The 12,495-nt window shown below is 52.5% G+C and carries 17 protein-coding genes and 1 tRNA gene; 2 read left to right on the forward strand and 16 right to left on the reverse strand.

The annotated features are described in order from the left end of the window. Positions 1-4 precede the first annotated feature (4 nt). The gene (locus tag ACORNT_RS13830; RefSeq protein ID WP_321391989.1) at positions 5-586 is read right to left on the reverse strand and encodes a TetR/AcrR family transcriptional regulator; all 582 of its coding nucleotides are present in this window, start codon (positions 584-586) and stop codon (positions 5-7) included. A 120-nt stretch (positions 587-706) separates the two neighbouring features. Next, the gene (locus ACORNT_RS13835; protein ID WP_321391991.1) at positions 707-1,105 is read right to left on the reverse strand and encodes an MAPEG family protein; all 399 of its coding nucleotides are present in this window, start codon (positions 1,103-1,105) and stop codon (positions 707-709) included. A 188-nt stretch (positions 1,106-1,293) separates the two neighbouring features. Here ACORNT_RS13835 and ACORNT_RS13840 point away from each other — a divergent pair, with 188 nt between their 5' ends. After that, positions 1,294-1,527: a YdcH family protein gene (locus ACORNT_RS13840; RefSeq protein WP_321391995.1), complete on the forward strand. Its 234-nt coding sequence runs from the start codon at positions 1,294-1,296 to the stop codon at positions 1,525-1,527. A gap of 84 nt (positions 1,528-1,611) precedes the next feature. Here the strand turns inward: ACORNT_RS13840 and ACORNT_RS13845 are convergent, their stop codons facing one another. The 8 genes from ACORNT_RS13845 to ACORNT_RS13880 form a co-directional block, all read right to left on the reverse strand. Then, positions 1,612-2,961 (reverse strand): pyridoxal phosphate-dependent decarboxylase family protein, encoded by a 1,350-nt coding sequence (locus ACORNT_RS13845; RefSeq protein ID WP_321391998.1) that lies wholly within the window; start codon positions 2,959-2,961, stop codon positions 1,612-1,614. A 117-nt stretch (positions 2,962-3,078) separates the two neighbouring features. Continuing rightward, positions 3,079-3,155, reverse strand: a tRNA-Pro gene (locus tag ACORNT_RS13850). Between the two features lie 77 nt (positions 3,156-3,232). Next, a complete protein-coding gene (locus ACORNT_RS13855) occupies positions 3,233-3,679 on the reverse strand; it encodes a MerR family transcriptional regulator (protein WP_321392001.1) in 447 nt (148 codons plus the stop codon). A gap of 89 nt (positions 3,680-3,768) precedes the next feature. Continuing rightward, entirely contained in the window at positions 3,769-4,071 is a 303-nt protein-coding gene (locus tag ACORNT_RS13860; protein ID WP_321392004.1) for an integration host factor subunit alpha, read from the reverse strand. A 142-nt stretch (positions 4,072-4,213) separates the two neighbouring features. Further along, entirely contained in the window at positions 4,214-5,191 is a 978-nt protein-coding gene (locus ACORNT_RS13865; RefSeq protein WP_321392007.1) for a beta-ketoacyl-ACP synthase III, read from the reverse strand. Next, positions 5,188-6,249 carry a phosphate acyltransferase PlsX gene (plsX, locus tag ACORNT_RS13870; RefSeq protein ID WP_321392010.1) on the reverse strand — a complete coding sequence of 354 codons (1,062 nt, stop codon included), beginning with the start codon at positions 6,247-6,249 and terminating at the stop codon, positions 5,188-5,190. Before plsX ends, ACORNT_RS13865 begins: the two co-directional genes overlap by 4 nt. A gap of 130 nt (positions 6,250-6,379) precedes the next feature. Next, positions 6,380-6,961, reverse strand: a complete 582-nt coding sequence (locus ACORNT_RS13875) for a DUF177 domain-containing protein (RefSeq protein WP_321392013.1) — start codon at positions 6,959-6,961, stop codon at positions 6,380-6,382. An 11-nt stretch (positions 6,962-6,972) separates the two neighbouring features. Beyond that, positions 6,973-7,506 (reverse strand): ubiquinol-cytochrome C chaperone family protein, encoded by a 534-nt coding sequence (locus tag ACORNT_RS13880; protein ID WP_321392016.1) that lies wholly within the window; start codon positions 7,504-7,506, stop codon positions 6,973-6,975. Between the two features lie 179 nt (positions 7,507-7,685). Here ACORNT_RS13880 and ACORNT_RS13885 point away from each other — a divergent pair, with 179 nt between their 5' ends. Further along, positions 7,686-8,150, forward strand: coding sequence for an outer membrane protein assembly factor BamE (locus ACORNT_RS13885; RefSeq protein ID WP_321392018.1), 465 nt, complete (start codon positions 7,686-7,688; stop codon positions 8,148-8,150). A gap of 44 nt (positions 8,151-8,194) precedes the next feature. On the opposite strand, the gene ACORNT_RS13890 is transcribed toward ACORNT_RS13885, so the two are convergent. From ACORNT_RS13890 to ACORNT_RS13915, 6 genes are all read right to left on the reverse strand, one after another. Next, positions 8,195-8,713: a flagellar basal body-associated FliL family protein gene (locus ACORNT_RS13890; RefSeq protein WP_321392020.1), complete on the reverse strand. Its 519-nt coding sequence runs from the start codon at positions 8,711-8,713 to the stop codon at positions 8,195-8,197. A 36-nt stretch (positions 8,714-8,749) separates the two neighbouring features. Further along, complete coding sequence (thiL, locus tag ACORNT_RS13895; RefSeq protein ID WP_321392022.1) at positions 8,750-9,745, reverse strand: thiamine-phosphate kinase; 996 nt, start codon at positions 9,743-9,745, stop codon at positions 8,750-8,752. Positions 9,746-9,829: 84 nt separating this feature from the next. Continuing rightward, positions 9,830-10,288, reverse strand: coding sequence for a transcription antitermination factor NusB (nusB, locus tag ACORNT_RS13900; RefSeq protein WP_321392023.1), 459 nt, complete (start codon positions 10,286-10,288; stop codon positions 9,830-9,832). Then, positions 10,288-10,728, reverse strand: a complete 441-nt coding sequence (ribH, locus tag ACORNT_RS13905) for a 6,7-dimethyl-8-ribityllumazine synthase (protein ID WP_321392025.1) — start codon at positions 10,726-10,728, stop codon at positions 10,288-10,290. The genes nusB and ribH overlap by 1 nt, the downstream gene beginning before the upstream one ends. Positions 10,729-10,748: 20 nt before the next feature. Then, positions 10,749-11,873, reverse strand: coding sequence for a 3,4-dihydroxy-2-butanone-4-phosphate synthase (ribB, locus tag ACORNT_RS13910; protein WP_321392028.1), 1,125 nt, complete (start codon positions 11,871-11,873; stop codon positions 10,749-10,751). A gap of 21 nt (positions 11,874-11,894) precedes the next feature. Further along, on the reverse strand, positions 11,895-12,494 hold the full coding sequence (locus tag ACORNT_RS13915) for a riboflavin synthase (RefSeq protein WP_321392031.1): 600 nt from the start codon (positions 12,492-12,494) through the stop codon (positions 11,895-11,897). Position 12,495: the final 1 nt, after the last annotated feature.

Here is a 12,495-nt window from a genome sequence, read left to right on the forward strand (position 1 = left end):
TGAATTATCCGGTAATGGAGTCCCGCAGGGCGGCGACAACCTGGGTGACCTGGTCCGTATCGCCGGTCGCCCGCTTGACAATCAGCGCCCCCTGCAGGGCATCGAGGATCAGTTTCGCCTTGATGGCGGGATCACCTTTGAAGGCAAAGTCGCCGCTCTCCACTCCGCGCCGCAAAATCCCCTCGAGCCAGATAATATGCTCCCTGAAAAAACGGGCCACTTCGGCCCGGACATTTTCCGGCAGGGCCATAAATTCACCGGCCAGCGCCCCGCACAGGCAGATCTTGTCGGGGGTCCCGCCAAATTCCAGATAAGGCGTGCAATAGAGGTCAAAGGCATCGATGGCAGTTTTATCCGGGGCCTCCGCCACCTTTTCCAGCACCGCGGCAAAGACCTCCCGGTAGCGCCTGACCACGGCCTGCCCCAGGGCTTCTTTGTTGGGAAAATGATGGATAATGCTTGGCTTGCGAATACCGACGCGTTCGGCAATGTGGTTAAAGCTGATGGCGTTATAGCCGCAGCTCTGGATCAGCTCCTGGGCCACATCCATGATTTTCACTGCCGTATCTGTCCTGCCTTTAGTCATACCATCCTTCGCTCAGCCAGCCTTTGGGGAGGAGTTGCCATGTCCGTCTCCTGCTGTCAAGTTCGACAGGCCGGAAAACCGGAATACAGGTTAACTCCTCCTTATTTTTTGGCGGCGTCGTTACATCAGGCCCAGCGCCGTCAGGGCGAAGACCAGCTGGCAGACAAAACCGACCGCAAAGGCCAGTGTCCGCAGCGCCGGAATGCCCAGGCTATAGACGATGAAGTGCGCCAGCCGGGTATAGAAATAGATCATGGCCGCAGACGCCGTCAGCGCCGTCGCCAGTCCGGCAAGATGCACAACAAGCACCAGCGGCGCAAAAATCACCAGATTTTCCACGGCATTTTTATGCGCCTTCATCATTCTTTGTGCCCACGGCGCCTGCGCGGCAGTATTGGCATCGCCCTGGAAAACGGCCTGTCCGAGCCCCTGCTCCTTCAGCCGGTTCAGGATATAGGGCAGCCAGAAAAGCCCCGTCATCAGGGCTGTCAGAGTCAGCCAGTAAAGTTCCTCAGTCATTTGTCCTCTCCTTTTTGGTTTAAAGCAAAGAAAGACTACCTATCGTTAGGTAGCTATGTCAAGTTTAAAAAATGCCGAATGGTTGCCCGGTGATAAAAATTTTTGATTTTCTTTGTAGATATAACTGACCAACCCTATATTTATATAACCGCTCTTCGAGCAGGGATTCACTAGACAAAGGCTGATAAATGACACACGTTAACCACACATTGATTGAAGAATTTCCGGAATATAAAGAAAAGCTGCATGAGTTGAAGCTGAACGACTCTCATTTTGTCGGGCTGCATGATAAATATGACGAAGTGAATGAGGCGATCAACAAGGCTGAAGCCCAGATCGAGAATATCTCTGACGAGGCCCTGGAAGATATGAAAAAAGAGCGGCTGGCCCTGAAAGACCAGATCCACGCCCTGCTGAAATAAGCCAGATCAATTTTCAACATAAAAAAACCCGCTGACTTCTCGGTCAGCGGGTTTTTATTGGTTAAAAAATCCGGATCTGAGCTTTTATCCCTTACCCAGGCATTCTTTGACGGCGCGAAGGCTTTTCTCCACATCCTCATCTGTCGTCGCCCAGGAAGAAACACTGAAACGAAAGGCGACTCTCCCCTTCCAGCGCGTTGGTCCCAGCCATAAAACACCGCTGTTCTGGATGCACTCCATTAAAGCTGTCGTTTGCGCTTCATCGCCATAGGTCACAGCGACCTGATTAAGACAGACCTCATTCAGAACTTCACACCCCATTTCTTCCAATCCCTCCGCAAAACGGGTCGCGTGGCGACAACAGCGGTCAATCATCTCTGCCACACCACGATGTCCTAAAAATTTAAGCGCCGCCCAGACATCGACGCCCCGTGCGCGACGGCTCAACTCTGGTGTATAGTGATGAGGATCCCTCGCACCATCTTCCACCAGATAGGTAGCGGTGGCGCCGAAAACCTTCCGCATCATCGTACTGTCACGGCAGACATAGACGGCTGAATCATAGGGTACATTCAACCATTTATGACAGTCAAAGCTCCAGGAGTCGGCTTGTTCCATACCTTTTGCCAGATATTTCTTTTCTTCTGAAGCCCGCGCCCATGCCCCAAAGGCCCCATCCACATGCACCCAGGCGCCTGCCTTGTGGGCAAGGTCACACACTTCTTCAAAGGGATCACATGCCCCGGAATTAATATTACCCGCCTGCAGAATAACGATGGTCATATCATCAAGCGGCGGCATCTGTGACGGGATTACTCTGCCCTGATCGTCACAGGGAATTGTTTCAATCTGGTCGTCGCCAAAGCCTAAATAGTTCAATGCCTTGATATTCATGGGATGAATTTCTTCACTCATGACAATACGGATTTCGGGCGCGCCGAAAAGCCCCTTTTTGAGCAGGTCGTATCCTGATCTTTCCAATAATGTCAGACGCGCAACCGCCAATGCGGAAAAGGCCCCCATGGTTGCCCCGGTCACAAAACCAACTCCCGCATCACGGGGCAAATCAATAATGTCGAGAATCCAGCCAGCAGCAACATCTTCCAGCTTCCCCGAAATGGGCGACAAGATGTTCGGCGCGGCATTTTGATCCCATGTGGTACTCAGCCAGTTGCTAGCCACCGTCACAGGCAAGGCACCGCCCTGTACAAAGCCGTAAAAGCGCCTCCCCGTCGTCGCCACGGAGGCTGGCGATCCATACGTATGAAGCTTGCGCAGAACCTCTAACGGATCACTTGGTTCAACGGGTAATTTTTCTTCAAAGATTGTTAAATCAGCCAATGCTTCGTGAGTAGGCATCACATCCCGGTCGTCAATATTTTCGCGATATTCACGCGCCGCATCGGCAACATAGTCAAAAAGAAAATTTGTCATTGCTTAAATTCCGTCCCGTAAGAAGGTGTTGTCATACTAAACAACTACCATATCTCGAGGATAAAAAAGATATCTAAGAAAAAACCCGCCGGCCTCTCGGTCAGCGGGTTTTTCTTTTGGTCGGAATGACAGGATTCGAACCTGCGACCCCTTCACCCCCAGCGAAGTGCGCTACCAGGCTGCGCTACATTCCGGTCTTTAAATATCTGGTATAAACCCGGGCGGTTCGAGGTGAATCACCCGGAAGTGGGCGCACTATAGCGCCGGTTTTTCAGGAGAGCAACTCACCTTTGAGCTTTTTTCGCACATTTTGCAGACGGTCTCGGATTTCGGTCAGGGCCTCCTGGCGGGATGACATCTCGACCGTGGTTTCCTCTGCCGCCTGCTCTGCACCGGAAACCGCTTCCTCAGTTTCCTCCGCCGCCTCGTCCCCGTCATTGGCATATTGCTGGATAATCGATTTCACACCCTGTTCACGCAGAAGTTTCTGGGCGCCCTTGATGGTATAACCGTCCTCATGCAGCAGCGTGCGGATGGCCTGGATAATCTCCACATCCTCGGGACGGTAATACCGGCGGCCGCCGCCGCGTTTCATGGGTTTGATCTGGCTGAATTTACCTTCCCAGAACCGCAGCACATGCTGGGGCACCTCCATCGCGTCAGCGACCTCGCTGATGGTCCGGTATGCGTTGGGTGATTTGGCCTGACGTTTTGCCATCGGCAAAAGTACCTTTCATTTCGGGAGGCGACAGCTCCACCTGCCGGATAATGCTACCCGGCAGCCAGTATACCCCCAGTCATCCGGGATTAACTTTTGTTCAGTCCACTCACGCGATCCTTGAGGACCTGTGACGGTCGGAAGACAAGAACGCGACGCGGTTCAATCGGCACTTCTTCACCGGTTTTCGGATTACGTCCGATCCGGCCGCCTTTATCACGCACCACAAAACTTCCAAAGGAGGAAATTTTTACGTTGTCGCCGGAAATCAGATTCTCGGCAATCTCATCCAAAACAGTCTCCACCAGTTCGGCAGACTCGTTCCGTGACAGTCCGACTTCCTGGTATACAGCCTCGCTTAGATCAGCTCGTGTAATTGTTTTACTGCTCATGTTTTTACCCTTTTTGTCGCCTATAGCGTACTTTAGCCAAAATAGTCCGTCAATATCAAAGGGATGTCAGACTTTCCTAAAGGACTGCATAATTTGATATATATATACAGGAATTTAGGGTAAAGCGGTTAAAAAACGGTAATTACCACCGAAGCAAACAGGCTCCCCAGGTGAATCCACCCCCCATGGCCTCGAGAATCAGCACATCCCCTCTTTCGATTCGGCCTGATTTAACTGCCTCATCCAGCGCCAATGGAATCGACGCGGCAGAGGTATTCGCATGCTTGTGCACCGTCACAACAATCTTGTCAGGGTCGATACCCAGCTTGCGGGCAGTGCCGTCCAGAATGCGCTTGTTGGCCTGGTGCGGCACCACAAGATTGACATCGTCCGCCGTCAGACCGGTAGCTTCCAGGGATTCGCCGACAACTTCGGCCAGATTCTTGACCGCATGACGGAACACTTCCCGCCCCTTCATGCGCAGATACCCTGTGGAACGGGTGGAAGAAGGACCGCCGTCCACAAATAGAAGTTCGTTATAGCGACCGTCAGAGTGCAGATGCGTGGACAGAATACCCCGGTCCGTGTTGGCCCCGGTGCCTTCCCCGGCCGTAAGGATCACAGCCCCTGCCCCGTCACCGAACAATACACAGGTAGTGCGGTCTTCCCAGTCCAGAATGCGGGAAAAGGTTTCCGCCCCGATCACCAGGACGTTTTTCGCCTGACCGGCCTTGATGAAATTATCCGCCGTGGTCAGGGCATAGATGAAACCGGAACAAACCGCCTGCACGTCAAAGGCGGCGCCGCGGGTCATGCCCAAAGCCGCCTGGACCCTGGTGGCGGTCGCCGGGAATGTCTGGTCGGGTGTGGCTGTCGCCAGAATAATCAGGTCAAGGTCGTCTGCTGTCAGGCCTGCATCTTCAAGCGCCCGCTCGGCCGCCTTGATGGCAAGGTCAGATGTCATTTCGCCTTCCGCAGCAATATGGCGCTGGCGAATGCCGGTTCTTTCGATGATCCATTCGTCACTGGTGTCGACTTTCTCCGCCAGCTCACGATTGGTAACGATATTTTCGGGAAGATAGGAACCGCAACCTGCGACCACAGAACGGATTACACTCATGAAACTTTTTCCTCGGCGAGCACTTCTTCCTCGCCCTTGCTATGGCCTTCGAAATTTTTGAGATCTTCGGTAATTTTACCGGCCAGATCGTTGACGGCCATATCCACCGCCACGCCGATGGCGCTGGCAAAGCCGGCGGCAGAGGCACTGCCGTGGCTTTTGATCACAAGACCATTCAAGCCCATAAATACGGCACCATTATGGTTGTTGGGATCAAGATGGTCCTTCAGGCCCTGCAGGGCAGACCTGGCAAACAGATACCCTATTTTGGACAGAATGGAGTTTTTCAGGGCGGCGGACAGCAGTCCGGAAATCATCTTGGCCGTCCCTTCAGCCATTTTCAGCGCCACATTGCCGGTAAAGCCATCGGTGACAATCACATCCACATCGCCATTGGCGAGTCCGTGACCTTCAGAAAAGCCCACATATTTGATGGGCAGGTCTGTTTCCCTGAGTATGCGATCGGCATTTTTGATGACTTCGTTGCCCTTGAGTTCCTCAACGCCCACATTCAGCAGGGCAACAGACGGTTTACTCAAGCCCAACACGGTACGGGCAAAGGCCGCGCCCATGATGGCGAACTGCACCAGGTTGTTTTCATCGCATTCCACATTGGCGCCCAGGTCCAGCATAATGCTTTCCCCCTTGGAGGTCGGCAGCAATGAGCCAAGGGCCGGCCGGTCGATCCCCGGCATGGTGCGCAGCATGAATTTCGCCATGGCCATCAGGGCCCCGGTATTGCCGGCTGACACCGCTGCACAGGATTCACCCTGGCGAACAGATTCAATGGCAAGTCCCATGGTCGAATCACGGCCACGCCTGAGGGCCTGACTCGGCTTTTCCTCGGCGGATACTACTTTTTCGGTATGACGAATTTCGCAGTTGTCCTTAAGAAGCGGAAATTTTGTGACCAGCGGCACGACTTCCGTCTCGTCGCCAAAAAGAATAAATTTGACGTTGGGATAACGTTCCCGGGCAATAGCTGCCCCTTCCACCACGATTTCCGGCGCATCATCGCCGCCCATCGCGTCAAGAGATATGATCAGTTCCCGTTTCAAAATAAACCTGTTTCCTGATTCTGCAGCTTAAGGCCGGAGCAGCGGTCCGGCGCGTCCCATCGAATCAATTATCTCGCATATATGTTTTTTTATTACTAACGGCACGACAATAATGAAATATCCTTGATCTTCAAGACTTATGTTTAAGTGTTTTCAGCACATCAAATGGATTTTTCTTCTTTATCTCAAGCGTTTCGTCATCTTCCTGCAAAATTTTCACACCAAGCTCGTCACCCTTTGCCCCCTCTTTGCGGGGATAGGGATTCATCGCCAGCGAAAGATGCTGGGTTAATTGTTCTCCCAGATCAATCTCAGCGCCAGTCAGCGGCTCGATGTCTTCTTCGTCATAGGCGAACTCGATCTCCTGCCGTTCGACAAGATTGTCGAAATCATCATCAACGAAATAAACTGTGAATGTTTCCGCAACATCTTCTGACACCGGCTCCAGGGTAATCGAGCAGGCCTGCGTTACCCGCACCGTATATGACGCATCAAGCTGGTACCGCACGCCCTTTTTTTGGCCCCTGACCGGTTTAAGGAAACATTCCGCCTTGAAGTCCTCTACAGCAATGACGGAAAATCTTTCCGCCAGGGCGCGAGCCTCTTCCGGCGTGGCTTCGATACGGAAATGCCGCCCGTTCTGGGACAAAGTGGCAATTTCCACCGGTCGGGAAAATTCCGCATCAGACTGCGGCAAGATATCTTTGTTCATGTAACTGCTTTTCAAAGAGAACCCGGAGTAAAAACCTGCTGTCCCCGATAAATATGGCCGATATCGAGTTTTTCAAGGTGACCGACCTGTTCGTTGATATATTTCACAAGCATCTTAACCGGCTCATCAGCTATCTGGTTCCCGCGATAAATATTCCGTCGCAGGGCTTCGGCCAGTTCTTCAGAATCCTGCAAAGCCTGTTCATAAGCCTGCTGCCGGCCATAATAAGCCTCTGCCATGGCCTTTACCTTCTTGCCGACACTAAGGTCGCCTACACCCATCTCGCGCAGAGACAGGTCCATATTCTCGAACATGACTTCCTTGAGATAGCGACGAAGCTGTCCGCTTTTGTCAGTCTCTTCCTGCTCAAGCCGATTCTGCAACATAAACATATGCAGGCAGATCATATCAAAGCGGCCGTCAAGGCTGTCTTCCACCTCTAGTTTGTCATAGAAGACAGGCAAACGGGCCTGATCGACAACATAGCCAAACAGCACATAGGCAGTGTCTCTGAGTTTCTTCCTGCGGGAAAATAAGCCAAACATGTTCCGGTTTCCGAAGATGACATTTTTAGGCCACAGTCTTTGTCAACGATACATCCGTAAAACAATTGACTAGCAAGGCGACAAGTGCCATTTTGGTGAAAATTTGCGCATGAGGTATCATGCTGAAGACAATTGTGCAAATAAAACTGTAAATTGATTTGGACCCGGTTTGGCTGCTTATGAATATTTCACTTAAAACTCTGGTTGCTCTCCTTCTGACTGTTCTCCTTGTCGGGGCCTGCGCGCCGAGGAAGGAAGTCCGCGGCTATATGGCCGACGAAAAGCTTGTTGCCGCCATCCGTCCCAATGTGGATACCAGGAATTCGGTAAAGTCCATGCTGGGCAGCCCCACTACAGTCGCCACATTTGATAATCTGAACTGGTACTACTACAGCAAAAAGTCCGAACAGCTTGCCTTCTTCAAGGAAAATATCACCGAACTGGATATCCTTGCCATTCGCTTCAATGAGGATGGTTATGTCACCGCAGTCGACAAATATAATCTGGCGGACTTCAGGGACATCGATCCCGTCGGCGACAAAACCAAAACCTATGGTCGCGAACTGAGCTTCTTCCAGGAATTGTTTGCCAACATCGGCCGGTTTGGCACCTCCGGACCGCAAACACCTCAAGCCGGTAACTAATCGGGAAAACCGATTAAGCGCCCTGCGCCTTGAAAGAAGCTGGATTAGTAACCTCGGGACTCCACAATCAGGGTTTTCTTGATCAGGTGCTCTCCCATCACGTCATTGCCAATTCTGGTGACGCGGCTGGTGAATTCCTCAAAATCGATCACATTGGGATTGTCATGATCGGCGATGGTATTTTTCGATACGTCCCGCAACATGGCATCGCGGATAATCGGCAATGACTGCACCACTTCCAGCTTGTGTTCGTTATTGTCCACTTCCAGAGACAGGTCCATCACAACGTAACGCAACACCCGCCCCTTATACATCAGCGGAACCGTGAATTTTTCCATTTTAACGAAAAACAGCTCTTTCTGTTTTTCCGGTTCCGGTTCTTCCTCGGCAACCTCTTCTTCCACATGCTCTTCTGAAGAAGAGCCGAGCATGAAAAATGCACCGGCGCCAATACCACCGCCCAGCAAAATTCCGGCTGCCAATCCGATGATCAGGAGCTTCTTGCCGCCGCCCGCATTGCCGGCGTCGTTACCGCTTTCATCTTTTTTTTCTTCATCAGCCATTGCACATTCCCTTTGGTTTGCCCTTTTAATGACAGTCTAGAAATGGCGATATCCTGTCTTGTCGTCTGCACCGGCCACCGCATGCCATTTCTCATCAAGCAACCTGACATGCCGATCCTCGACAATCTGGCCTATTTCTGTCAGCGCCAATCCAAGTTCCACGGATAATGCGTCGACAACAGCCAAATGTTGTTCCGGCACGGTAAAGAGCAGTTCATAATCATCGCCACCACCCCATATCCTGTTTTTATAGCCGGGCAACCTTTCCAAAACCTTACCGGCGGCGCCGGAGACCGGAAGATTGAAGTCGAATATATGGGCCCCGACACCGGAAGCGTCACACAAATGACCAAGATCAGCCATCAGCCCGTCTGAGATGTCCATGGCGGCTGTTGCCAGTCCTGTCAGCCTCCGGCCAAGCGCAAGTCGCGGGCGCGGCAGATGATATCTTTCAACAAGGAATTTCCTGACATCCAGGTTTTCCTCCTGCAAAACTCCCTGCAGAATGGCAAGGCCGAGGGCGGCATCACCAAGAGACCCTGAAACGAATATGTGATCGCCGACCTTTGCCCCAAATCGATGAAGGGCCCTGCCCTTTTCCACTGAACCAATGGCTGTGAGGGTAATGGTCAGCGGTCCCGGTGTCGATACGGTATCGCCGCCGAAAAGAGAGAGGGAATATTGTTTCTGGTCCTCGGCCAGACCACTTGCAAAGCGGGAAACCCATTCTTCCCGGTGCTCCGCATCAAAATGCCGCGGCAACGCCAGGGCAAGCAGATAGCCGACAGGTTCAGCCCCCATCGAGGCAAGATCGGAAAGGTTAACCCGGAGCGCCTTTCTGGCCACAAGTTCAGGCGCGTCATTTTCAAGAAAATGGACAGAGGCGACAAGCGCGTCCTTCGTAAAGACCAGGTCCTGTCCTGTCGGCGGATGAAAAACAGCTGCATCGTCCTGCAACCCAAAGGCCGGCGGGCCCTTTGATGCCAGGGGTGCAAAGTAGTTTTCTATCAGATCGAATTCACCTGCGCTCAACTGTGCCTCTCGTTTTTCCGGGCTTCTCGTTCTCAAGCAAGTGTAACAGCTGATTGGAAAATCAACCACGCAATTCTTTTGCGGTCAGGTGCGTACCTTGCCTGCCAAACGGTCAAGGATGCCGTTGACAAAACCGGGCTTGCTGTCCTCAAAAAAGGCCTTGGCCAGATCAACATATTCATTGATGATGACTTTTGTCGGCACATCTGGGCGGCCCAGTAACTCGTAGGTGCCGGCCCTGAGAATGGCCCGGATCACAGATTCTATTCGCTCCAGGCTCCAGTCTTCGCTCAGTGCAGACGATATCAGCGGATCTATTTCATCCTGACGTGCTTGTACGCCGCGAACGATATCCTGAAAGAAATCGTTATCGGCCTCATTATACTGCTCGTCCTCAACGATGGATCCAAGACGGTATTTCAGAAACTCCGGGATGACCTCCCCGGCGGTCTCGCCATTCATTTCCATCTGGTAAAGTGCCTGTATGGCCCCGAGACGTGATGCACTTCGTGCACCGCCCTGTCTGGGTTTATCGTCCTGCATTAGCGGCCCAATCCAAATTTATGTTTCAATTCAACCATTCTGAGAGCGGCCTCTACAGCCGCACGGCCCTTGTTACCCCGGTCACGGGCGGCACGGGCCCAGGCCTGATCGCCGTTTTCCACTGTCAGGATACCGTTCCCCAGGGCAACCCGGTCCTTGATGGCCAGTTCCTGAAGTCCCCGGGCGCTTTCCCCGCAAACATAGTCATAATGGGTAGTTTCGCCGCGGATCACGACACCGAGGCCAACAAACCCGTCATAATGGCCGCTATCGGCAGCAAAGCGGATGGCAGCCGGAATTTCAAGGGCGCCGGGAACACTGATACGTTCATATTCAGCACCGGCTTTTTCAACAGCCTCAATAGCACCTGCAGCCAGCTCATCTGCCAGATCCTCGTAGAACCGGGCTTCAACAATCAGGATATTAACTTTTTCAGACATTGCTCTTTTCCAGTTATGATCTAAAGGCGGCCAATTTTAACAGCGTCGTCAAACTTCCGATGCTCGACAATATTCAGTTCATACCCCTCGATACCAACCACATGCTGGTTGGAGTTGGACAGGAGAATGATGTCCTTGACCCCAAGATCCACAAGAATCTGCGCACCGATCCCATAGAATTTCAAACTTTTTTCCGGCGGTGTTTCACTGCCCTTCTTGATACGTATTGAATTCTGCACAAAAGATTTGTCCGCTTCGGCAAGGGACACAATCACACCTGCGCCTTCTTCGGCAATTTCCAGCATGGCCCGCTGCAACTGATTCTGACGCCCGCCGGTCTCGCCGAATACATCTTCAAAGATATTGAAGGGATGCATGCGCACCAGCACCGGCTTGTCGGGGCGATTTTCCCCCTTGGTCAACACAAGATGCTGCACATGACTATCCTTGACCAGATAGGAATGAACAGTGAACTTGCCGCCAAATGCGGAATCGATTTCAATGCTTTCCGTCCGCTCCACAAGATTGTCATAGCGACGGCGGTAGGCAATCAGGTCGGCAATAGTCGCCACCTTCAGTTTGTGTTCCTTGGCGAATTCCACCAGATCCGAAAGACGGGCCATGGTGCCGTCATCATTCATGATTTCGCAGATCACGCCGGCCGGGATCAATCCTGCCAGACGGGCCACATCAACTGCCGCCTCGGTATGACCGGCCCGGACAAGCACGCCACCTTCACGCGCCACAATCGGGAACACATGGCCGGGCGAGACAATATCCGCGGATGTCTTGTTGGTGTTGATTGCCACAGCAATGGTATGAGCGCGGTCCGCTGCGGATATGCCTGTGGTGATCCCTTCCTTTGCCTCGACAGACACGGTAAAAGCAGTATTATTCCGTGCCTGGTTGTCCAGCGCCATGGGAGGAAGGCCGAGTTCGTCAGCCCGTTCCTTGGTCAGGGTCAGACAAATCAGGCCGCGGCCGTATTTGGCCATGAAATTAACCGCTTCCGGTGTTGCCATCTGGGCCGGTATTACAAGGTCGCCCTCATTTTCACGGTCCTCGTCGTCAACCAGAATAAACATGCGGCCATTCTTGGCATCTTCCAGCACATCTTCGATGGGGGAGAGGAAATTTTGAGGCATAACCGACCGTAACTTTCTTATCTAGACTTCATTCATTCTGGCTACATAACGCGCCAAGATATCAATTTCAAGATTAACCCTGTCTCCAACGGAGATCTCGCCAAAGGTTGTTTTCTCCTGGGTATGGGGAATGATATTGACCCCAAAGTAATGGCGTCCCTGATCATCCATGCCCACTTCATTTACCGTCAGGGAGGTCCCGTTGATCGTTACCGATCCTTTGGGGGCGATATAACGGGCAATCGCTTCCGGCATTGTAAATCGGATGCGGTGACTGTCCCCTTCGGGTTCACAAAAGATCACTTCGCCGACACCATCCACGTGACCGGTCACAATATGGCCGCCCAGTTCATCCCCGACCTTGAGCGCACGTTCCAGATTTATCCGGGTTCCTTCCGTCCAGTCGCCAAGCGAGGTACAGGACAAAGTCTCCGCCGACACATCGACACTGAACCAGTCCTCGCCCTTGTCGACAACAGTCAGGCAGACTCCCGAACAGGCGATAGAGGCGCCGATATCAATGGTCGTGGTGTCATAGGCGGTCTCGATTTCCATCCATGTGTCACCACGGTGCTCAATCTTTCTGACCTTACCAATATCGGTGATAATTCCAGTAAACATA

The organism is Emcibacter sp. (genome assembly GCF_963675455.1).
GTDB lineage: Bacteria > Pseudomonadota > Alphaproteobacteria > Sphingomonadales > Emcibacteraceae > Emcibacter.